The following is a 22,092-nucleotide window of genomic DNA, read 5'->3' as shown; positions in this document are numbered from 1 at the left end:
TATGACCGGTGTCCGTGTGGGAGCAGCTGCCCGTGCGCCGGGGCTGACAGCTAGTAGCCTTGCAGCCATGTCTGTCGATGCCCGCGCAATGAGTGCCGTTATTATTCGCGATCCCCGCCGCCGTCTCCTCACCGTGCCCGAGCCCGCCGGCGCCGCGCTGACCCTCCCCCAGGCTGTAGCTCGGCCGGGAGAATCCCCCGTACAAACCGCGCTCAGGGCGCTGCAGGAACTCGGCATCACCCTCGCGGCAGCGGAGCTCACCCCCTGCGGAGAGATCACGACCCGCACTAGCAGCACCACCCAACTATGGATCGTTCCTGGCTCGCCGCTTCACGACGCAGCCTCGCAGGACACAACAGCTCCTGCCGCAGGGCAGGGGCTCGGCCCCGAGCGGCAGTGGCTCGCACTCGATGCACTCGATGATCGCTCCATCCCGCTAGCGCCGCTGCTCACAGAGCATGTGCTGGATTATCTTCAGGCCCATCCGATTCACTCGGTGGCGGTGTTTAGCGGCGCCCGCGCGGGACAGGATGGGCGCCACCTCGTGGCTGCCCGCGCTGTGGGAGAAAGCCTGGCGCGCAATGACATGCGCCTGGTCTATGGCGGCAGCGCGGTGGGGTTAATGGGGGCTGTGGCCACGGCGGCTCTCGAGGCCGGCGGAGCGGTGAGCGGGGTGCTCCCGCAGAGCCTGATGCACGGCGAGATCGCCCATCCCGGGCTGACGCAGCTCGAGGTGGTGGAGACAATGCACGCCCGCAAACAGCGCATGAGCGAGCGTGCCGACGCCTTCCTTTGCCTGCCCGGCGGGACCGGCACATTAGATGAGTTCTTCGATGTGTGGACCGGCCAGCAGCTCGGCTACCACGCCAAGCCGATCGCGTTATTAGACAGCGACTATTGGGCTCCCACTCTGCGGGCGCTGAGCATCATGGTGGAGGAGGGCTTTGTGCGGGCAGAAGATTATGACGCGCTCATCCTCGGCGATAGCCCCGAGGAGATTCTCCAGGCCATGCGCACTTGGACCGCCCCGAGACCGAAGTGGAGCTAGCAGCATCGCGGCGGGTGTGTCTGGCCGGGCGCTGCTAGCGGTGCCCCAGAAACGAGCAACGCCCGCGGCCGAAGCCACGGGCGTTGAAAAAGCGTTGGTGTTTAACGCTTGGAGTACTGCGGAGCACGACGGGCCTTGTGCAGACCTGCCTTCTTGCGCTCCACGGCACGGGCGTCGCGGGTGAGAAGGCCAGCCTTCTTCAGCTGCTTACGCTCAGCCGGGTTGTACTCGTTGAGGGCGCGGGCGATAGCCAGACGCATAGCACCGGACTGACCGGTGGGGCCGCCACCGGAGATGCGGGCACGGATGTCGAACTGGTTCTCGCGCTCCAGAAGGGTCAGCGGGGTCTTGATGTCCTGCTGGTTGAGCTTGGAGGGGAAGTACTCCTCGAACTCACGGCCGTTGACGGTGATCTTGCCGGTGCCCTGGGTCATGGTGACGCGGGCGACGGCACGCTTACGACGGCCAACGGTCTGGATCGGCTGGCTGAGATCGGCCGGGCCCTCGGCTGCGGGAGCCTCGGCGGTCTCGGCGGACTCGTCCACGAGGGAGTCACCGATGGTGTTGGTGAACTCCTCGGTTGCGGCCTGCGCTGCAGCGATGTCCTCAGCGGAGGCTACCTGGGATTCGTTCTGATTCTGTTCGGTCACTGGGCCACCTGCTTGATCTCGAAGGTCTCGGGCTTCTGGGCTGCATACGGGTGCTCGGAGCCGGCGAAGACGTGAAGCTTCTTCACCGAGGCGCGGGAGAGACGGTTGTGCGGCATCATGCCCTCAACAGACTCGAACACAACGCGCTCCGGGTGCAGCTCGAGGGAGCGACCCAGGGACATGGTCTTCAGACCACCCGGGTAGCCGGAGTGACGGTAGCGGAACTCACGCTCGCGCTTGTTGGAGGAAACAGCAACCTTGTCAGCATTGATGATGATGACGTGGTCACCGCAGTCGACGTTGGGTGCGTACTGGGGCTTGCCCTTGCCGCGCAGGAGGCCTGCGGCGGTCACTGCCAGGCGACCCAGCACCACATCAGTGGCGTCGATGACATACCACTTGCGGGTGATGTCACCGCTCTTCGGGTGATAAGTAGACAATGCAAAACCTTTCAAAGTCTATTCTGCTCGCTGCCAGCCAAACGTGTCAGTTATGGATAGCGCGGCGGCCGGTGGAGACCCGCGCTATCAGTACTCTTCCCAGCTTCCGCATGCCCTCAGAGGGCAGGCGTTACTACGGGGAGTACACACGAAGAGTGAATTTTAGCCCCCTTTGCCTGCGCAGCGCAAACTCCTCGCAGCATCACTGGTCCGGCTCGCTCGGGAATATCGTCTCGGGCTGTGTCGTTGGAACCGCACTGCACCACCGCAGGCTCTCGCCTGGGGTGGAACCACGCGTCTATAGCTTTAAGGAGGACAGCTATGTCTCATATCGTCATTATTGGTGGCCACGGAAAGATCGCCCTTGAGCTGGCCCCGATTCTCAGCGAACGCGGCGATAGCGTCACTGCATTGATCCGAAACCCCGACCATGCCGCCGATGTGGAGGCCGCCGGAGCACATCCGGTGGTGGTCGACGTGGAAGAATCCTCGACCGCAGAGCTCACCGCGGCCCTGCGAGGCGCCGATGCCGTGGTGTGGTCCGCCGGTGCCGGCGGCTCTGGTGGGGCCGCGCGCACCTACGCCGTGGATCGGGACGCCGCTATCCGCAGCATGGACGCCGCCCAGGCGGCTGGGGTGAAGCGCTATATTATGGTCTCCTTCAATGGTTCGCGCTCCCCACTCCAGATCCCAGAGGATCATCCCCTCTACGACTACGCCGTGGCCAAGCTCGCGGCCGATACCTACTTGGTGGATAGCGACTTAGACTGGACCATCCTGGGCCCTGGCGCACTGGACGATGAGCCAGCGACGGGGACGGTGCGCGTCACGCCGATAACGCACGGGATGTCCTCCGCGACCTCCCGCGGCAACGTCGCACAGGTGGCAGCCGCCGCGCTGCAGCAGCCCGCCACCATCCACCGGGTGATCCCCTTTGTCAATGGCCCCACCCCTATCGCCGAGGCCCTCGCCGAGGTGCCTGAAGACTACTCGCAGATCAGCTAATACCGGACAGCTCTCGGGGGACGTGCGACAGCACACACCCCGCGGTAGCGTGCCGCCCATTCATCACTGGCGGCTGGTGCTACTACGCGGGGTGTGGCTGCGTATTGCTCGATGAGGTGGTGGTTTGTGGCGCCGCGGGGCACGAGGCGGTGCGCTCACGCGAGTGGCTGGCTGCGTCCCTGGATTTTGGAGATACACGGAGAACACGGGGATTCCACGGACACGCCCGCGCGCGAGACTTACCGGCCCGAGCCTCTGCGGCGGCGGGCGGCTAGCTCCAGCTAGCGGCAGCGCGGCGATTGACATCGCTCATACGCTCATTGCCTTCTGCCACAGTGCGGGAGATGGTGGTCAAAATAGTGTTGATCTCCAGTGCGGCGGCATCCCACGCGCGCTGGGCTTCCTGGTAGGCGGAGGAGGATTCGCCTTCCCACGCCGCGGTCATCGGCGCGATCTGGGCTTTGAGATCCTCCAAGTTGGCGTTGATCTTGGCGGAGGTGGCGCGAATATCCTCAGCCGCTTGGCTGATGGCGCCGAATTGATAACGAATCGTGTCCATGAGTGGCACTAGCCTTTCTGTGTTGCGCTCTTATGAGGTGTGCTGATGCAGGTGAGTGGGATGCGGGTGCGCTAGAGCGCCAAGCCGCCACCGACCTGACGGAATGCGGTTTCGTTCTCGGTCTCGGAAACGTCGAAGGCGCGGGCATTGGCGCGGATATTCTCCGAGATGGAGCTCAGCGCCTCCTGCAGCTGGCGTGCCGAGGCGTCCCAGCGGCTCATGAGATTGGTGAAAGCCAGCTGCGCGCTGCCTTGCCAGCTGCCGCCGATGGCGTCGACGGTGCCGCGCAGCCGCGCTAGCTCGGCCTGAACGTCGTGGTTGGTCTGATCCACCTTGCCTGCGGTGGCGACCATGGTCTGTGATTCTGTGCGAAAATGCCCAGTCATAGATACTCCTTGAAAGATAATCCTGTGTGCATTGATGCAGCAGCTGCTGCCGGATATATAGGGAATGGACTGCACAGTGATCGGATGTGATGCTCCCCCGAGTGCTCCACACAATCCCCCCCCTGTGATGGTGAAACCAAGTGGCTTCATGGGATATAGACGTCAGACACAGCGGCTGAGGTTCCGCCCCGGCTAAAAAAGCTTCTCCCCATCGCCGGTGGTGTTATCGCGGTGCTCGAGACTATCCACCGCCATGCGGCAGCTGGCGGTATGCGCATGGCTGGGCTGGTGCCGCGAATGACAGCCCACGCTGATCAAAGTCCCCTGCTCGACCCAGGCGGTCCAGCGCACCACCGAGCCATCGCCTGGTTCTTCCACATAGCTGGTCTGGGCGGGCTGCCCATGCCGGCGAAATACCGCCGCCTCGGTGCGCAGCGTCTCATCCACAGCCACCATCGCCTCTATCTCAGCGATCACCGCCTCCGGCGACACGGAATAGACCTCATCGAAAGAGATGAGGATGCGCAGTTCGGGATCGGCACCGTTGAGCTGAAAGCTACTGTCCCCGCGGTCACTAATCTCGAATCCCTCTGGGGTGCGCACCCGCACTGGGCCGCGCTCTACCACGATCTCTCGCGGCGCCGCCGCGCTTATCGACGCCTCCTCCCCGGCACTGTCACTCGGCGGCGGGCTGGCGCTCGACTGCTCCGGTTCCGCCACCGTGCGTACCGGCGCCGGTTCTAATGACTGGCGGGTGGACCACCAGCTCACCCCCACCACCAGCAGCACCACGGCCACGATGGCCACGCTAAAGAGATTGACCCGCTCCAGCAGCCGGGCGATGCCGCCACCGTGGAGGGAACGGCGGCGCACGCCCTGTGGCGGCTGCGGCCACGGGCCGTCCTCGAGCTCCGGCCGCGGCGCGGTGGCAGATCGTGGCGCGGAGGCGTTTGGGGCAGGCACCTCGGCAGGCGCCGCAGGCTCTGCTGGCTCTGTAGGCTCTGCTGGCTCGGGCGGTCGCTCGCCATAGCGCCAGGCCCGCACGCGGGCGGTGTGACACTGCTCGAGCAGGCACTCGCCGGGTTCTTCGGCGGCGTCGATGATCACCTCCACCTGCGGCCACTGGCTACCGGTCAGATCCCGCAGCTCGGAGACTAAGCGGCGGGCCTGATCGGGCTCGCTCAAGGCGGCGGCGCCAAGATCGTAGAAATAGTGCGCTTTAGCGGTGGTTGCTTCGACCACGATGGTGAGCGCATCGGTGACGGAGACTTCCCAACGGGGCATCATTTAGTCACTCACCACCTGAATGAGTCCCTCGGCACTGCCGCCGCGGATCAACTGGGCCCTACCCGGCGCGAGGGTGGCAGGCCGCGCCCCGAAGAGCGGGCCCTCGTCTTTGTCGCTGTCGAAGAGCAGCACCAGTGGCGAGGAGTCCTTCAATTCGGCAAGCCCGGGCGCGTAGAAGGCGCGGGAGGCACCGCCGGATTTGCGGGCGTAGATCAGGTGCAGGCCGATATCGGTGGCGTGTGGCAGCAGGGGCGCGAGCGGATCGAGCAATCCGTGCGGCAGCAGCTCGGCGTCGTCGATAAGCAGATATAGCTCGGGCCCGCTCCACCAGGAACGTTCGAGCAGCTGCTGCGGGGTGATGTCTTCGCTGGGGAGGCGTTGGCGCAGCGTGGTGCAGAGATCGCTGATGAGGCTGCGGCTGGCGTCGGTGGTGCCGCTATAGCCGGCCAGCATGTGCTCGGGGACTACCCCGAGGTGGCGGCGGCGATGATCGATGAGCAGCAGCCGCGCCTGCTCCTGCGGCAGCTGGGCGAGCTGCCGGCCCACGACCTTGAGCAGCTGGGATTTGCCGCAGCCCTTGTTGCCGAGGGCAATCACGTGTTGGGTGTCGCTGAAGTCCACCGCCACCGGCTCGAGTCGGGCCCCGCCCATGCCCAGCAGCACCTGCTCGGAGTCGGGCAGGCTGGCGGCCGGCAGGCTAAGAGGCAGGGTTTTTAGTGCGGGCACGGCCGCCATGCCGGCCTCCTCGCTCTGCTGGGCCACATGGGCGATGTCTTGGGTGCTGGATTGGGCGATGAGGATATTCTCCCCTGCCGCGTTCAGCCCCCGGCCGGGCAGGGCGGGGAGTTTTTCTTGGCGACGGCGATCGATCATGGAGTCCATGGCCTCGGGCAGGCGCAGCTCATAACGTTGGCCGATGAGATCCCGCACCGATGGCCGCAGGGCGGTCCAGCGGGAGGTGGAGATCACCAGGTGCACCCGCGCCGCGAGGCCCTCGCTGGCGATGCGCTGCAGGCTCGGGGTGAGCTCCTCGAAGTCGGTGGTGAGTGCCTGCCAGCCGTCGATAAGCAAGAAAGTGTGGCGTTGTTCCGGCTCATCGATGAAGCCGAGCACCTCATCCACCACGCGGGCGATGGTTTCTTCCTGCTCGCGGCCAGCCACCCCAGCGGTATGCGGCAGGCGATCGAGGGTGCCGAGTCCACCGCCGCCGAGGTCCAGAGCGTAGAGGCGTAGCGTCTCGGTGCTGTGGGTGGAGGCGAGCGCGGTGGCGATGCTGCGCAGCATGGTGGTTTTGCCGCTCTGCGGCCCGCCGCAGACGGCCACATGCCCGTGTTGGCCGGTGAAGTCCACCACGAGGGGATCTTGGCGCTGCTCATAGGGGCGATCGATCACACCCACCGCGGCGCGTAGCGGGCCGAGATCCTCCGCCACCCCGCCGAGCGGGATGGCGGCGGGCAGCGGATCCAGCCACACCTTGTGCGCTTTTAGCCCCAGCTGGGCGGCGCGGGCGGTGGTGAGTTCCACGGTGAGATCCACGAGCGTCTGGGTGCTCGAGGGGTCTTGCTGCGAGCTGGTGCTGGCGGCGGGCAGGCGCGGCTCGGGCAGGGTATCGGCGCGGGTATCGAAGCGGCCCACCCGCCCGATCGCCTCCGCGGCGGGGCCGGTGCTGGCGCTGACCGGGCCGGAGACATAGCTGGCTTGGAAGCCGCGCACCTCGGCAGCATCGGCTTTGATGAAGCCACGGCCGGGTTGATTGGGCAGCTCATAGGCGTCCGGCACGCCGAGTACGTGGCGGGATTCCATGGCCGAGAAGGTGCGCAACCCAATGCGGTAGCTTAAGTGCGAGTCCAGCCCGCGCAGCCGCCCCTCCTCGAGGCGCTGGCTGGCGAGCAGCAGGTGGATGTGCAGGGAGCGGCCCAGCCGGCCGACGGCGGCGAAGAGATCGGCGAAGTCGGGGTGCTGGCCGAGCAGCTCGGAGAACTCATCGATCACGATCACCAGCGCCGGCATTGGCTCGGTGCCGGCGGCGGCTGCGGCGGCGTTGAAGGCCTCCACATTGGGCACGTTGCCGGCCGCGCGCAGTACTTCTTGGCGGCGGTTCATCTCCCCGGAGATGGCGTCGCTCATGCGCTCTACTAGGTCAGCTTCGGCGTGCAGGTTGGTGATCACCGCGGAGGTATGCGGCAGGCCATCGAGGCCGAGGAAGGTGGCGCCACCTTTGAAGTCCACCAGCACAAAGTTCAGCTCCGCTGGGGAGTGGCTAAGGGCAAGAGAGACCACGAACGTGCGCAGGAGCTCGGATTTTCCCGATCCCGTGGCACCGATGCATAGCCCGTGCGGCCCCACCCCGCCGTGGGCGGATTCTTTGATATCGAGCAGCAGCGGCTGGCCATCGCTTCCCACGCCGATAGGCACATTGAGACGGGTGGGATCGCCTGGGGCGCGCGGCGCCCACAGGGTTTCGGCGCGCACATGCTCCCGCTCGTGGTAGCCGAGCAGCGGCAGGAGCTCTCCCGAAGGGGCGCTGCTCTGCCGCTCGGGTCGATCGTGCGGATGAAGGGCCTTGGCTAGGCAGGTGGCCTCGGTGATGCTGAGGGTATCGGGCACCCCAATGTTTTCCTCGCCGCCAAGAATCGAGACCACCAGCGCAGCATCGGCGCGCAGGATCAGCCCATCATTGAAGGCTGCCTCATACAGCGGTGTGGCCTGGTGGGCGTCGATGGCGATGATGAGATCCCAGCGGCGCGAGCCCACGAGGTGGGCGGGCTGCTCGCCATCGTCGATATCCACGATGAGCACCCGGCAGGCGGCCTCGCTGGGAGTGCGGGTGTGCGGTAGCCATTTCAGCCACTGCCACTCCCCCTCGGCGGCGTCGGCGGTAGTGGCTCGCGCCCCGCTGAGCACCTCGATGCCGATGGCCTCGGGGCCGTGGTGAAAAACCAGTTGGGCGATGAGTGCCCGCGCGAGAGCCCGGGCCTTCTCCCCGTGCAGTGAGATCACGCTAAACGATCCCACCTGCACCACCAGCGGCATGGCGGGCACGGTGTCCACGGCGGTCACCATGTGGCGCAGCGCCACCGCGCACACCGGGTCAAGGTCCTCGGTGGCGTTGATGTTCTGTAATTCGATCGGCGTGCACAGCGCGGTGGTGCCACGCCCGATACGCACCTCCCCCACATCGGGATCGCCGAGGCTGCGCTCCCACATCCGCGGCGAGCCGGCGGCGGCGTAGAGCGCCTTCGGATCGGGGTGGCGGTGCAACTCGTGGGCGCGCTGCGCGGCGGCGTTGTTCAGCGCGGCGCGGCGCACATGCGAGAGATGCCGCAGATAGGTGCGGCGGGTGTCATCGCTGTCCTCGCCGCCCTGGGGCAGAAACATCGCTAGCATCGAGGCGCCCATCATCAGCGGAAAGAGCAGCATCATGGGATTAAGCTGCCGCTCCCCAGTGAGCATCAGCGCCACCATTCCCACCATGGCCAGCACCATCACCACTGGGATGATGATGCGCACCAGCGGCACGGGCTGCCGCGTCGGGGCATCCGGTACGGCCTCCGGCTGGATGCTGCCGCTGGGCAGCGGTGGTGCGGCGATCCGCTCGATCGCCCTGGTTTCTTCTACTGCCTGCGGAAATGCGACAGCCATATCTCAAACTCCCCCCGTAGCACGGATACTGGCTGCACCCGGCGCGCAGGCATGTCCCCCATCCCCGCGCCGCATGCATGATCGACGTCGCCCGCTCGATCGCTCAGCCCCACCGGTACAGCACTGCTCGGCCGCGGCGGGGTGCGCCTCGAGTGGACACGGCACTGATCCTAAGCCAAGCTGATGGGCACTGCAGGCCAACAGTTTCGCGCCTGCAGCTCGCCAGCACCCCATGGAGGGTGGAGGGGGAGATGGTTCGGGGGAACCATCACAGCAGTACTCGGCGCTATCGTCTGCGCGCGCGAGCCTAGCTATCTCTCTGCGTCGTCTGTGGGCGTGATCGTGTTATCTACTCAGGGGGAATTTCTTGTGACGCTGTCACTGCACTCACCATCGGCGCCGCCACCCGAGCCGCGCCCCGCCACCACGGCGGTGACCACCACCATCCGTCTCGAGGTGCCGGAGCAGCCCGAGCGCAATCGCCAGCTCGATATTGTGTTGCCGCCGCGTTCCTCACTGGCGGAGGTGCTCGATGAGGTCTTAGATCTCCTCGATGCGCCGAGTATCAGCGTGCCCTGGCAGGGGCGCACCGCCGCGGGGGTGCCTATCGACGCCACCCGGCCGCTGCATACCGTGCCCTTCCTACATGGGGGCGTGCTGGTGCTCGGCCCCTATGAGCAGCACGCCGCGCCGGTGGTCAAAGACACCGCCCATGCGCTTGCCGACGCCGCCAGCACGCCCTGCCGGCGCGGCCTCGATACGCTACCGCTGCTGGTGGCGGGCCTGGTGCTGTGTCTCGGCGCGGTGGCCGCACCCTTAAGCCCCACCGCAGTGGCGTGGTGGTGCGCCAGCCTCGCCCTGGCGGCCAGCGCGGTGGCCCTGCGGGCGCGCCGCCGGCTCAGCCCAGAGGCCACCGCCTGCTATATGGCCATTGCCCAGCTCAGCGCAGCGATAGCCGGGGCCAGCGCCGCCCAGCAGCGCGGTGTGGAGTCCTTGGTGCTCTCGAGTAGCGCTGCGGGGTGGACGCTGGTGGCTGCTGCGGGTGGACTGGCCGCTGCCACCGCCCTCGGCGCGAAGGCCCTGCATATTCGACACTGTGCCGCGGCGATCACCACGGTCGCCCTGCTGATGGTGTGCGGCGGGCTGCTGGCAGCGAGCGGCCAGTGGGTGGCTGCCAGCGCCGGCACCATCGCGGTGGCCATGGTGGCTATGAGCGCCGCACCCAGTGTGGCACTAAAAACCGCGGGCCTGCGGGTGCCGCTGATCCCTTCGGCCGGCCAGGACCTCGAGGTGGCCGATCATACGATCGCCGAGCCGGAGAAGAAGGCCCGCAGGACTGCGCAGATCCTGGGCGGTTTCTACCTCGGGCTCACGGTGGTACTGAGCCCACTGCTGCTGGTGCTCGCCCAGCGCGCCGATGCGTTCGCCCTCGCCTTGGTGGCCTGCACCGTGGGGTCCGTGGTGGTGCATGCCGCCCGCCATCACGATGTCTGGAGCATGTGGGCGTTGTGGGTCTCTAGCTGCGCCGGGGTGGCGGCGCTCGCGCTCTGCGCGCTGCGTATGGCCACTGCGGAGCTTGCCGGCCAGGGCTCGTGGATTATCTGGCCGCTGGTGATCGCCGGGGCTGTGCTCGCGCTCGCGGGCGCCGCTCCCCTGCTCACTGGGCCGCTATCGACCATGGAGCCCACATGGCAGCGGCGCCTCGAGCGGGTGGAGCATATCGCATTGGCCGCCATCATTCCGCTCTCCGCGCACCTCATGGGCGTATTCACCGCGATCCGCACCTGGGGATGGTAGGCCGTGATGCGCTTCGTGTGTCCCCTGCTGGCCGCCGTGTTGCTCGTCGGCTGTGCCCCTCTCGCTACCGCCCAGGAATCGCCGCCCGCACCGAACACCCCAGACATTGCCTGCGCTCAGCCCGTGCAGATCAGCGACTCCGCTGGCGATCGTGCCGCGTGGGATGAGGCTTTACGACGCTCCCTCGCCCTCCGCGATACCCACCAGCACGCCACCGGCGCTGGGGTAAAAGTCGCCGTAGTCGATACCGGGGTGGCGCAGCATCCGCGCCTGCGCATAACCCCGAGCGCGGATTTTATCCACCCCGAACAGCCGCGCGCGGATCATGATTGTGACTCCCACGGCACCGTGGTGGCGGGGATTATCGGCATGCGCCCCGACCCGAGCAGCGATGAACTCACCGGCATCGCCCCGGATGCCGAGATCCTCAGCATCCGCCACACCAGCGCCCACTATCGCAGCCCGCAGCGCGACAGCAGCGGCAATCTCGCGAATCTCGCCGAGGCTATCGATGCGGCTATCGACGCCAAGGCGGATGTGATCAACGTGTCGGTGGTGTCCTGTGTCTCTCCCGCCCGTGCCGCGGGGCTGAACACGCGAGCGCTCCGCGCCGCGGTACGGCGGGCGGAGGCCAGCAACGTCGTGGTGGTCGCCGCGGCCGGCAATGCTTCCGAGAGGTGCTCCCCCGGTGATGTGGTGTATCCGGCGCATCTGCCCACCGTGATCGCGGTCAGCGCCGTCGATCACTCCACGCGCAGCCTCGCCGACTACGCACTCCCCGCCGCCGACGATACTGGGCTGCAGCTCAGCGCCACCGGCGATGTGCCCATAGCCCTGCACTCGGAAGGAAGCGGCCTCGCCTCTGGGGTATACGGCGAGGAGGGCCAAGTACACGGCTATATCGGCACCAGCTTCGCCGCGCCGGTGGTCTCTGGCGCGGTGGCACTTCTGCTGCAGCGCGACCGCCACGCCAGCCCAGCGGAGATTCGAGCGCGACTGGCCACCATCGCCGATCCAGCGCGGGGTGAATTCGATATCCACGCCGTACTCACTCATCTCGATCTCGACACCCGCACCAGCGCAGCGGAGCGGGATATCACCATCCGCACCGCGCAAAGCGATCCCACCCGCAACCGGGTGGCGATCATGACAGCGGTGGCTCTTGCCGCCATCGCACTCCGCGCCATTATCCGCGGCTGGCGCAGCGACCGCGAGGCCTAAAACCCCCTCGCCCCTCGCCCACAGACTGCGGCGAGGGACGAGGGGATACTTTAAGCGCCGAATTACTCCTCTATACGGCGATGCGCGGGAGCACGGGCCGCCTCAAAAGACAGCACCTCGCCCTCCGGCAATAACGACACCACCGACCACGAGGCCGCCGTGGTGGACTCCACCCCCACCACCGCCAACTCTTTGCCCGAGGGCACCGCATGCCGCCGCCCCGTCTCCGAGATCACATGCGTGCCCTGGGCGGTATCCACCCCAAAGGCCAGGCCCGAGCGCTGCTCATCCTCATAGGCCGGACGGTAATGGGTGGCATGGGCGCCCAACACGGGGATCGACCCCTCCAGCGCGCGCATCCGCACCCCAGGGCCGCGCTGTTTTCCCGCCGAGCACACCGCCACTGGATGCGACTCGGGCGCGCCGAGGAAGGGGGCGTCGATAAGCGAATAGGGGCGACGCAGCAGCTGCAGTGTCTGCCCACTATCGCCGAAACCACTGATCTCCTCCCGCGTGCGCTCGCGCGTCCGCGCCCCCAGTTGCACGAGAATGCTGCGTTGCGTATCCGTGAGCTCTATCAGGTTCTCGCGGCGGATGAGATAGGCGGCCTCACCCACATCCGCGATCTCCCACGGGGCCGAGGGCACCGCGAAATCCGGCAGCGCATGCACAGTATTCAGCCACGTACTGGTGGTCTCCACCACCGGCGTGTCTCTATCCACCCCCACTGCCTGGCGGGTAGCGGCCCCCAGCTCATCACGCGCAAAAGGCAGCCGGCGACGCCCCTCGGAGGTGATCAACCACTGCGTACCGCGCTCATCGCGGGCCACAAACGCCTCCTCCTCCGTTAGCGGCCGATACGCAATCCCCGAACCCACGTGCAGCTCATCACTACGCACCTCGTGGCAGGCCACCAAAGGCTGCTCCGGCGCCGAATCCGCCACGGCCGAGGGCGCCACACCGATGCCCACCTCATGCGCGAAACGCTGCGTGGCCAGCACCGCATCCGAAATCCGCGCCGGGGTGGCGGCCTCGCCCACCACCAGCCGCGCCGAGGCCAGATTCGTCACGGGATGAACGCCCTCCTCAGAGCGCACATAGAGCGCCCCCGAATCGGCCACCATGATCGGCGCCTCCCCTGGATCGCGCTGCGGCGAAAATAGCGCCATCGCGCCGGCGCCCAGCCCCACCACCACAGCCGCGGCAGCACCAAAGGCCAGCGCCTTATTCCGCGCCCCGAGCGGATCGTGGATCATTCGAATATCGCCCATCACCGCCCCGAGCTCGGCGCGGCGGAGCAGAAACTTATAGCCGCTCACCTGCGCCTGCGTGGTGGGCTGCAGGATCGATCGCAGCGGCTGATGATGTGTATCGGAGTGCTCACCCATGTGGCACCAGACTCCTCCCCCGAGAATGACTATTGGAACTGCGCCCTCGCACACACACTCACGCGAAAGCCTCTACGTGGCTTTTCGACGCACCCCGTCCCCCGACGGGTGCTGATGGCCTCAAGGCCTGCAGATTCTGTGCTGTGTACCTGCGCTGAGCGACGCTGCTCTCACTTTAAACGCTGCGCAGGCGGGGTGCAGGGTGAGGGCAGCGCGTGCTCCCCTGTACTCACTGAATCATTCCCCAGAGCGCTACCCCCACCCGGTATTCTGCAGAGGTTGGAGTACTCAACCATCTTGTGGAGGAACACTGTGGGTATTTTTAAGCGCCGGCCTGGGCAGACCCCTTCATCGTCTGATTCGAAGAACACCAACCTCGTGGGGTCGATGGTGGACAAGCTCGGCGCCAAGGTCGATTCCGAAATCGCGTTGCACAAGCAGGTGCTCGCCAAAACAAAAATCATCCAGAAGCATCTCCCCGCACTTGAGCGAAACACCTGCTCGGTAGCGGTATCACAGGCTGGGATGGTCCTGCGAGACGATGAAGAGATTCTTTTTGCAGCCGTAGCCAAAGAAGCGGACTTGGATGTCGGATGCGTACTTGTCGCCACGGTGGATCGCATTTTTATTGCCTATAACAAGAAGCTCAACTTCGCCCATACAGAGCTGCTCTACAGTGCAATCGACCGTATTGACGTAGGGCGTAATCTCCGAGGAGCATGGATCAACCTGTGGTCTAATGCCCAGATGATTCAACTCGAAAAGTGCACTCGGGATTTCGAGGAATTGCAGGACATTGTGCGTGAGCGCCAAACAGCCGGAACGCAGGATGCCGCCACGTCGCCCTCCCAGGCTGCGGCTGCCCCTTCTGATCTCGATACCGGCATGGAACAGATTAAGAAACTTGCTGATCTTCATGCCCAAGGAATTCTCTCCGACGAGGAATTCGCCGCCGCGAAGGCCAAGGCCCTCGGGCTCTAATAACCGCCATATGATGAGGTATCGCTCGTCACGACATCGGGCCGCTGTGGTCGCGACGGTGGCATAAGCAGTATGGCCAGGTGATTACACTGACGCGCGTGGGATGGGGGCACCCCGAGTCAAGGGGCCTCCATCCCCGTGCAAAGAGTTATCCGCCGCCTGTGGAGCACCGCCAGCATCGCCACAGCGCGATAAGCGATATCGCTGACTAAACGAAATTCTGAGTTGGGAGGCCCGAAGTACGGGTAGTCTGGAACCATGTCTGTTAGCTCGTTATCTGCCAGTACCCAGAATTATGTGAAGATCATTTGGGGGCTGAGCGAATGGAGTACGGCGCCCATCACCACGGGAATGATCGCGGACAAAGCTGGGGTGAAGAAGTCCACGGTCTCCGATGCGTTGCGCAAGCTTAGTGACGCCGGCCTCGTCGAGCACTCGCGCTATTCCGCAGTGACTCTCACGGATCTGGGCAGAGAGTACGCAGTGGCCATGGTGCGCAGGCACCGCCTGATCGAAACCTTCCTCGTGGACACCTTGGGATATCGCTGGGAACAGGTGGATCGCGAAGCGGATGCTCTTGAACATGTGGTGTCCGATCTGATGATCGAACGATTGGATGAGCACCTTGGCCATCCACAACGCGACCCGCACGGGGACGCAATTCCTGACTCGCGGGGCACTATTATCCGCCCACCCGCGGTGCGATTAACGGAATGCGAACCGCATTCCGTAGTGACCATTGCCCGCATTGCCGATGATGATCCGCAGCTTTTGCAGTACCTTGCCGAACATGACATCGGCCTCGATACGCGCGTTCAGGTCACGGCGGGGCCGCCCTTTAGTGAGTCAATTACTATCACCCCGCACGACGGCGAGGAGGCGCTGACTATCAGCAGCACCATAGCGCAGTCGATCTTCGCTATTCCCTCGCAGCCGCAGGACTAACTATGCTGCGCCGCGCGATCAGAAGAATCCGCGGAGCGCATCTGGGATCCGGGGTGGCGGTCCCATCTGCCACGCTGCATCCACAAAACGAGTCACGTCGTCTTGATCGGCGTTGCGCAGGTAGAGGCTGACCATCCTCATGAAATATTCCATGACCTCTTCAGGCGCATGGGAGCTAGCCAAGATGCGCGTAGCCGATGCGGGGTTTCCCTCTTTGAGATCACTAAACATGCCTACGGCTTCTATCCAGTGACCATCGGAGGCTGGTTGTGCATCCATCGCTCTTCCTCCCTCGTATGACGAGAAGTGTCCATCCACCGCACCGGCACCAGCTGCGTCAAGGACACAGCCACTGCCCATATCGGTGAACATGTGCATGGTCTTCGGTTCGCGTACTGCAGATCGCAACAGAGCCACAGTGTTCGCCTAGCCGAAGTTAAATGTTTGACACAGCCTATCACAAGCGCTCATAATTGCCGTGGATAACTACACATTGGTGCCCGCGGTCGCTGCGGGCGGGGCGGATTAGCGCATTTGTGCAGCTCAAAGTGGATTACCACCGCTGCGAATGCATGAGTACGAGCCTTTCTGAGCGGGCCCGCACGGCCCCCTCCGCGATGGGGCTTTCCCGTCGCGTGCTCATCGTCTCAGCGGCACGTGCCTCAGCGTGGTTATGCCACAGCACGGCCCCCACACCAGGATCGTCCTCCACTGCGGGAAGCGCCGAGCAGCCCCTCAACACCAGCTACACACGCTTTAAGGAGTATGTATGACTAACAAGAACGTAGTAGTACTTGTCGGAAGTTTGCGACGTGGATCCTTCGCCCGCAAGATCGCGAAGAATGTGATCCCCATGTTCCCCGAGGACATCTCCGCCGAGATCGTGGAGATCCGGGACCTGCCTTTGTACGACTTTGATTATGACGACCCCGAGGTCGAGGACAAGACCACTCCGCAGGAGTACACCGAGTTCCGCGAGCGGCTCAAGCAAGCCGATGGCGTTCTCTTCGTGACGGCAGAAAACAACCGCACCATCCCCGCTGCCCTGAAGAACGCCGTTGATATCGGATCCAAGCCCAATTCCGATGTGGCATGGAAGGGCCTGCCTGCTGCGATCATCAGCCACTCCGTTGGCCGGATGGGCGGTTACTCCTCCCAAAAGAACCTGAAGCTGGCACTCTCCTACTTCGACATGCCGATGCTGGGGCAGCCGGAGGTATTCCTCGGCCAGTCGCCGACGCTTTTCGACGACAATGACAAGATCGCTGTGGAATCCACGGTGGAATTCCTCCAGGGCCACGTCCAGCGCTTCGTCGAGCTCATGGAAGCCAACCCGCGAAACAAGGCCTAACGCCCCGCGCGCGAAGGGGGTACGTACACCCCAACCAATCGCGCTCAGGAATTAAGCCGCGCCAATCGTTTCGGTCTGCACGTACCGGCGATTAGTGGAGGCAACAGCTGTGGGTCTCTAGCTACCACCCACTAGCTGTGCAGCCTCCTGGCGCGGCTTTTTCGTACCTCTTTAACGGCGCCGCCAAGGTGCGGTGAGTTCTATGAGAGTGCCGATCTAGCTGGGCGACTGGGTAGTGCCCCACTATGCGCGGCTCTGCCGATCTCGTCCTCGATCACTTCGGCTCCCTCAACAAACTCATCGTGCGCGGTGTCATCGGGCGGAGCGAAGCGCCGCATCGGATACCGCTATCCGGACAAGCGATAGTAGTTAAGCCGCGCGAGGAATTGTGCTGCAGCTGCCTTGTCGTCGATGCGCATGCCGCGTTGCTCGAGCAGTTCTACCTAGTGCTCGTAGCTCAGCCAGCCTTTCGGCATCGTGTATGCCTCCATAGAAATGAAAGGCCCCGGTCATGTGTGCATTACCCACAAGGGGAAGAGGCCTGACCGAGGATCTATCACCGAAAATTCTATGTCACCGCACACACTGGCACAAGGGTACTGCTGTCAGGGTGTCCGGATCGGGAAACGTTTACCGGCGAGAAGCACGGCCACCTACACCCCATGGATAAGAATCCACACCTATCCGCCACTGCTCCCCACCCCGCTAACTAGCGCACATCATCTCGCTCGTCTGCGCCATCGCCCGAGTCCCGCCGCTGCGATGGGCGCGGGCCTTTGCCGAGGACCTTGGCGGCGACCACCACTGTGGGAGTCACCAAGGTGATGAGGAAGATGAGAACAATGATGAGGATGTCGCCTGCGCCCATGGTTGCGCACCTCCGTGGTGTCGTCGGGTTAGGAGTCCTTGTCTTCTGGATCAGCGGCTGCGATCGGCTGGGGTGCTGGGCCGCGGGGCGGATCATCGAGGTGATTGCCCTTGAAGCGCCAGCCCTGCATGGTGGCAGAGAGCTCCTTCGGATCGCGGTCCCGATTCTTATTGGGCTTAGAGGGGCGATGGAAATAGGGCACCTCTTCGCCCTCGTCGTTGACGCGGGTGGGCAAGGGCGGCAGCTTCTCCGGGGAGAAGCGTGAGTTCTTGCGAATCTCTAGCAGCTCCTTGTCGGTGAAGTTAGCGTTCACCGCCCAGATCACTGTGTCGTGGTCCTTGTACACCGGGGTGAGCCCGGGTGATTCCCAGCTGCCGTGGTCGAGGCGCAGGTGCGGGTGCTGGAAGGGCCAGAAGATCGGCGGGGAGGAGATGTAGTACTTCACGTTGAGCTTTTTGACCATCTCATCGGCAAAGTTCTCCTCATCCGGATCATAGGTGGTGCCAGCGCCCACCAGGTTCGGATAATCATGAGCGATGTGTGTCGGCGAACCAATGGGCGGCTCGGGCCACTGATAGTGCCTAAATACCGCGGGCAGCCCGTTATAGGCATACATCCACCCATGACCATCCGCCGGCTCACCAATAATCGTTCCCTCATAGGCACCGGGCTGCTTGGCCAGCCAGTCGAAGGCGTGGCGATCATAGGGGGTGACCATGCGCTCTACGCGGTAGGTGGAGCCCACCGCCCACTGGTCGCCGCCGCGCACAGCCGCCTCGGCCTCGTCGACGGCCACGAGTGCCACGATTCCGGTGAAGAGCAGCGATACCGCGGCAGAGGCCGCCGCCCAGGTACGTACCTGCTTGCTTGGGGCGGGATCGTCATAGTCTGGGGAGTGGGCATGCTCCCCCGCCGCGGCACGGGCGCGGCGTATCTGGGAACGACGCAGCCACCAGGTCACAGGGGCCAAAGAGACGAGCCGCACCGCGGCAGCGAGGGCCACGCCGGCGCCGGCGGCGATGAAGATCCCCACCGGCATCACCAGCCGGTGCGGGCCGTTGTAGTGCAACGCCGAGATCATGTGCAGCAGATCTCCCACGGCGGTATCGAAAGGCTCGAAGGCTTCGGTGGTGACCGCCAAGAACACTCCATAGGCTGCGGCGGCCCACAGCGCGCGACGCCACAGCAGTGCCACAATGCCGCCGGCCAATGCCAGCCAGAGCAGCCCCATGTGGAGCTCAAAAATCTCGGTGTGGCGGGTCTGCAACGTAGCGGCGTGATACCACGCCTCGGAACGGGAGAAACCGAAGTCCTCCCCGAAGGCCTCCACTTCCTTCGTCGCGCCGAAACCAGCCACAATCTGGGGCAAGAGCACCAGCATTGCGCCTGCACCAGTCGCGGCAAGCAACCCCACATCCTTCAATCGGACGAGAATGCGTTCCCGCCAATTCTCCGGTGTCGTCGACGGCGACCACAGCAGATACAACAGCCAATAACAGGCCACGAGTGTCACCACGATCGTAACCACCGAGGAATGCACTTGAGCCGCGCCCAAAAAAGCCATCCCCGCGGCCAACGCCCGGCCAGGGTTCTCCGGCACCTTCATCATCGCGCAGCCAGCGATCATCGCCATGCCTACACCCGCGATATACGGCCAGGCCCCCACATAGTGCCCGATCCAGAACACAGCCGGAATAGCGTAAACAATGATCCCAGCGAAGGCGGCAGCAATGCCCGCCGCCATGCCGCGGGAGCCAAGGATGCGCCATGCCACATAGGCTGCGGCCATCACAAAGCCCAGTGCCGGGAGCATGATGGAGGATATATTCAGTGCCTCGATAACGGAGTAGTTGCTGGCGTCGACAAGCGCAAAAACCCCGGCATGCCAACCGGAGGGATAAAACTGGCTCACCTCGGGCTCGCGGGAGAGCACCTCGCCCATGCGGGTCGGCGACGCCATGTGGTTCTCCGCGATATAGCGCACCACATTGGCGTGCCATTCCACGTCCCAGCCTTGGTGGATCGAGCCCAAGCCTTCGGGTGTGTCGGTGAGGATCTCCAGCCCCCGTCGGAGGAACATGCTGACGCCCAGGAGCACACCGGCCGCCGCGATCAACCAGGTGTAGGTGCGGCTATCGCGCACGCGGCGGCGCACCGCATCGGTAATACGCGAGGAGGCATCGCCCCAGCCTTCGCCGCCGCGCGCCCGCGCGAAGCGCCGTTGGGCAATCACGAGCCGCGCCATGCCCCATAGGGCTGCGATCACCCACATGCTGATGATGCCGCCGCGGATAAATCCACCGTCGTAGTCTTTATCGATAGCACCGGCCAACCACGCCAATAACCCGTAGATGCCGAAGCTCAGCGGCAAGGACATGGCAGCTGCGCTCGAGGGGCGCAGCCCGCTGATCAGGGCGAAAATAAAGCCGGGCAGCAGAAAGACCAGACTGGTGATGGTGAGCACCGAGAACAACAACGCGTCTACCCTGCCTTCATTACTCGCATGAGGGATACTGCACGGACTTTTATCCTAGACCCACTACCCCACGAGCCGGTATGCCCGCGCTGCACACCGCTAGTGATCGCGGCGTTTTTTAGTCACGAGGGAGCGCGCCTGCAGCTCCTCGACGCTTGTTGGATAGTCCACCCCGGCCAGCGCCAGTCCTCGTGCTGGTGCCAGCCGCAGCCGCGGGGAGCGGGTATCGCGGAGAAGCAGATCGTCCACGAACTCCACCGGTTCGGCGCCGCGACCGACCTCGATGCAGGCGCCGACGAGAGCGCGCACCATGTTCCAGCAAAACGCATCCGCGCTTAGCGACGCTTGCAAGAGCCGAGGCTCCAGGGCGGTGGAGATATCCTCCCACTGGAAATACTGCAGAGTACGGATCGTGGTGGCGTGGGGCTTGGCTTTGCAGAAGCCCGCAAAATCGTGCAGGCCGAGCACTCGGTCCGCGGCCTGTTGCATCAGCTCGAGATCCAGTTCATGACGGACCTGCGCGGTATCGCGGCGACGCAACGGGTGGGCTCCGGCGCGGGCACAGGTGAGACGGTAGACGTAGTGGCGTCGTAAAGCGGAAAAACGCGCGTCGAAACCCTGCGGGGCGAGCTGCACATCGCGGACCTGGATATCGCCCTGGAGCATCTTATTCAGCCGCGTCACCAAACGCGCGGGATCGCCATTGATGGAGCGGGACTCCAGGGCCGCAGCCGGCACATCGGCATGGGCTACTTGGGCGAGGGCATGGACTCCCGCATCGGTACGGCCGGCCACCACCAGCTCAATGGGCTGGCGAAAGATCGTGCTCAGCCGCTCTTCCAGCTCCTCTTGCACCGTGCGCGGGCGCGGGGCATCGGGGCGCGCACGGTTGAATTGTTTGGCCCAGCCGTGAAAGTCCGTGCCGTCATAGGCGAGGTCAAAGCGCAGGCGGACAGTATCAGACTGCGCGGTGTCGATCTCAGACACGGGAGATAATCCTCCTTGCGGGATGAGCGAGACGTGGCCACGGTGACGCGGCCGTTTAGTTGTTCATAAAATACTTGGTGAAACGCTTAGAGCCGGTGAGCACCACCGTCAAACCATAAAACTGCAGCCACAGCCCGAGGGTATCGAGCGAGATGCGCTGGAAGATACCGCCCGAGGCGCCGGTGACCGCCACGAGGAACATCATCGCGGAGACAACGGAGAAAAAGAGTATGAGCGCGGTGGTGATGATGAACGCCCAGCCGGCAGCCTTCACCCCGTGCGCGGCACGGGCGCCGACGATCACGATAAACGTGACCACCAAGGTAGACCACGCGGAAATGTAGATCAGCCCCAGCATGGCCTCATGCACCCACCGGGTGATATCGAGAGGCGCCAGCCCTGCCAAGCCCACGCCCACACCCCACACGCCGATCAGCCGGGTCACGCGGGCATCTAAGAGCGGGTGGAGGCGGGTAATACCCATGCGGAGCTGCTCGCACATCAATGAGGCGGTGAGCATCAACACCCCGGTGGCGAGGAGCGCCCCGTTAAACACGAAGAATCCCGGGGAGCAGATCTCCACCGCGGGGATCTCCATGGGCAAGGAGCCGCAGGTGCGGGCACCGAGATCATCGACACGGTTGGTCTCGATATTGAAATCGCCCAGATAGACCCGCGCGGCATAGAGGCGGGCCAGGAAAATCAGGAGCGGCCCGAGGAAGATCATCCAGCCGATCGTGCGGATGCGCGACCACTGCATCGCGGCATTGGAAGGCCGATCCTCATAGCGGGGGCGCGGACGCTGCTCCTTGCCCGTGGCCGCACTACTCGACGTGGCGCTCGGGGTGGCGCTCGGCGTGGTGCTGGAGGTAGCGGCGTTCGACATATCCGCAGCACGAGAACCCTTCTCGGGTGGCTGCGGGGACTGCGGGGCGCCGCTGGTTTCATTCACGCCTCTACCCTAACCGATCAACTGCGACCGACTAGCGACCACGAGGAAGAAACCTCGAGCACGCGTGCGGGCACCACCACTGCCCTGCGCCGCCTAGATACTTAGGGCC

Annotated in this window: 19 protein-coding genes; 7 read left to right on the top strand and 12 right to left on the bottom strand. The window is 64.6% G+C overall.

Going from position 1 to position 22,092, the window contains the following annotated elements; all coding sequences use genetic code 11:
• The first annotated feature begins 67 nt into the window (after positions 1–67).
• Positions 68–1,048: a TIGR00730 family Rossman fold protein gene (locus KRX12_RS10565; RefSeq protein WP_218366596.1), complete on the top strand. Its 981-nt coding sequence runs from the start codon at positions 68–70 to the stop codon at positions 1,046–1,048.
• 101 nt (positions 1,049–1,149) lie between these two features.
• Here the strand turns inward: KRX12_RS10565 and rpsI are convergent, their stop codons facing one another.
• The gene (gene rpsI, locus KRX12_RS10560; RefSeq protein ID WP_151528898.1) at positions 1,150–1,698 is read right to left on the bottom strand and encodes a 30S ribosomal protein S9; all 549 of its coding nucleotides are present in this window, start codon (positions 1,696–1,698) and stop codon (positions 1,150–1,152) included.
• Positions 1,695–2,138 (bottom strand): 50S ribosomal protein L13, encoded by a 444-nt coding sequence (gene rplM, locus KRX12_RS10555; RefSeq protein WP_151528899.1) that lies wholly within the window; start codon positions 2,136–2,138, stop codon positions 1,695–1,697. The genes rpsI and rplM overlap by 4 nt, the downstream gene beginning before the upstream one ends.
• A gap of 321 nt (positions 2,139–2,459) precedes the next feature.
• Between rplM and KRX12_RS10550 the strand changes: the two genes are divergently transcribed.
• Entirely contained in the window at positions 2,460–3,143 is a 684-nt protein-coding gene (locus tag KRX12_RS10550; RefSeq protein WP_218366595.1) for an SDR family oxidoreductase, read from the top strand.
• A 271-nt stretch (positions 3,144–3,414) separates the two neighbouring features.
• On the opposite strand, the gene KRX12_RS10545 is transcribed toward KRX12_RS10550, so the two are convergent.
• From KRX12_RS10545 to eccCa, 4 genes are all read right to left on the bottom strand, one after another.
• Positions 3,415–3,702 (bottom strand): WXG100 family type VII secretion target, encoded by a 288-nt coding sequence (locus KRX12_RS10545; protein WP_151640686.1) that lies wholly within the window; start codon positions 3,700–3,702, stop codon positions 3,415–3,417.
• Positions 3,703–3,773: 71 nt separating this feature from the next.
• Positions 3,774–4,088 (bottom strand): WXG100 family type VII secretion target, encoded by a 315-nt coding sequence (locus tag KRX12_RS10540; RefSeq protein WP_151528902.1) that lies wholly within the window; start codon positions 4,086–4,088, stop codon positions 3,774–3,776.
• Positions 4,089–4,280: 192 nt separating this feature from the next.
• Positions 4,281–5,375, bottom strand: coding sequence for a type VII secretion-associated protein (locus KRX12_RS10535; RefSeq protein ID WP_218366594.1), 1,095 nt, complete (start codon positions 5,373–5,375; stop codon positions 4,281–4,283).
• The gene (gene eccCa / locus KRX12_RS10530; protein WP_218366593.1) at positions 5,376–9,017 is read right to left on the bottom strand and encodes a type VII secretion protein EccCa; all 3,642 of its coding nucleotides are present in this window, start codon (positions 9,015–9,017) and stop codon (positions 5,376–5,378) included. It lies immediately after the preceding gene.
• Between the two features lie 369 nt (positions 9,018–9,386).
• Here eccCa and eccD point away from each other — a divergent pair, with 369 nt between their 5' ends.
• Both eccD and KRX12_RS10520 read left to right on the top strand, forming a co-directional pair.
• Complete coding sequence (eccD, locus tag KRX12_RS10525; RefSeq protein ID WP_218366592.1) at positions 9,387–10,814, top strand: type VII secretion integral membrane protein EccD; 1,428 nt, start codon at positions 9,387–9,389, stop codon at positions 10,812–10,814.
• A gap of 6 nt (positions 10,815–10,820) precedes the next feature.
• Entirely contained in the window at positions 10,821–12,035 is a 1,215-nt protein-coding gene (locus KRX12_RS10520) for a S8 family serine peptidase (RefSeq protein ID WP_218366591.1), read from the top strand.
• Positions 12,036–12,097: 62 nt separating this feature from the next.
• Here KRX12_RS10520 and eccB read toward each other — a convergent pair whose 3' ends face one another.
• The gene (gene eccB, locus KRX12_RS10515; protein ID WP_218366590.1) at positions 12,098–13,423 is read right to left on the bottom strand and encodes a type VII secretion protein EccB; all 1,326 of its coding nucleotides are present in this window, start codon (positions 13,421–13,423) and stop codon (positions 12,098–12,100) included.
• Positions 13,424–13,735: 312 nt separating this feature from the next.
• Between eccB and KRX12_RS11045 the strand changes: the two genes are divergently transcribed.
• Together KRX12_RS11045 and KRX12_RS10505 are read left to right on the top strand one after the other, a co-directional pair.
• On the top strand, positions 13,736–14,404 hold the full coding sequence (locus KRX12_RS11045) for an SHOCT domain-containing protein (protein WP_218366589.1): 669 nt from the start codon (positions 13,736–13,738) through the stop codon (positions 14,402–14,404).
• A 258-nt stretch (positions 14,405–14,662) separates the two neighbouring features.
• On the top strand, positions 14,663–15,349 hold the full coding sequence (locus tag KRX12_RS10505) for a metal-dependent transcriptional regulator (protein WP_218366588.1): 687 nt from the start codon (positions 14,663–14,665) through the stop codon (positions 15,347–15,349).
• Between the two features lie 18 nt (positions 15,350–15,367).
• Here the strand turns inward: KRX12_RS10505 and KRX12_RS10500 are convergent, their stop codons facing one another.
• The gene (locus KRX12_RS10500) at positions 15,368–15,628 is read right to left on the bottom strand and encodes a hypothetical protein (RefSeq protein ID WP_151549503.1); all 261 of its coding nucleotides are present in this window, start codon (positions 15,626–15,628) and stop codon (positions 15,368–15,370) included.
• Positions 15,629–16,118: 490 nt separating this feature from the next.
• On the opposite strand from KRX12_RS10500, the gene KRX12_RS10495 reads away from it, so the two are divergent.
• A complete protein-coding gene (locus KRX12_RS10495) occupies positions 16,119–16,700 on the top strand; it encodes an NADPH-dependent FMN reductase (protein WP_151528910.1) in 582 nt (193 codons plus the stop codon).
• A 709-nt stretch (positions 16,701–17,409) separates the two neighbouring features.
• On the opposite strand, the gene KRX12_RS10490 is transcribed toward KRX12_RS10495, so the two are convergent.
• From KRX12_RS10490 to KRX12_RS10475, 4 genes are all read right to left on the bottom strand, one after another.
• Positions 17,410–17,568, bottom strand: a complete 159-nt coding sequence (locus tag KRX12_RS10490; protein ID WP_218366587.1) for a hypothetical protein — start codon at positions 17,566–17,568, stop codon at positions 17,410–17,412.
• A 28-nt stretch (positions 17,569–17,596) separates the two neighbouring features.
• The gene (locus KRX12_RS10485) at positions 17,597–20,032 is read right to left on the bottom strand and encodes a DUF6541 family protein (RefSeq protein WP_218366586.1); all 2,436 of its coding nucleotides are present in this window, start codon (positions 20,030–20,032) and stop codon (positions 17,597–17,599) included.
• Between the two features lie 111 nt (positions 20,033–20,143).
• Entirely contained in the window at positions 20,144–21,022 is an 879-nt protein-coding gene (gene truA / locus KRX12_RS10480) for a tRNA pseudouridine(38-40) synthase TruA (RefSeq protein WP_218366627.1), read from the bottom strand.
• 64 nt (positions 21,023–21,086) lie between these two features.
• Complete coding sequence (locus tag KRX12_RS10475) at positions 21,087–21,983, bottom strand: DUF998 domain-containing protein (RefSeq protein ID WP_218366585.1); 897 nt, start codon at positions 21,981–21,983, stop codon at positions 21,087–21,089.
• Between the last annotated feature and the right edge of the window lie 109 nt (positions 21,984–22,092).

Source organism: Corynebacterium sp. TAE3-ERU2 (genome assembly GCF_019209955.1).
Lineage (GTDB): Bacteria > Actinomycetota > Actinomycetes > Mycobacteriales > Mycobacteriaceae > Corynebacterium > Corynebacterium megadyptis.
Note: the sequence above shows the minus strand (reverse complement) of the source record. Positions and strands in the feature narration are given on the sequence as shown.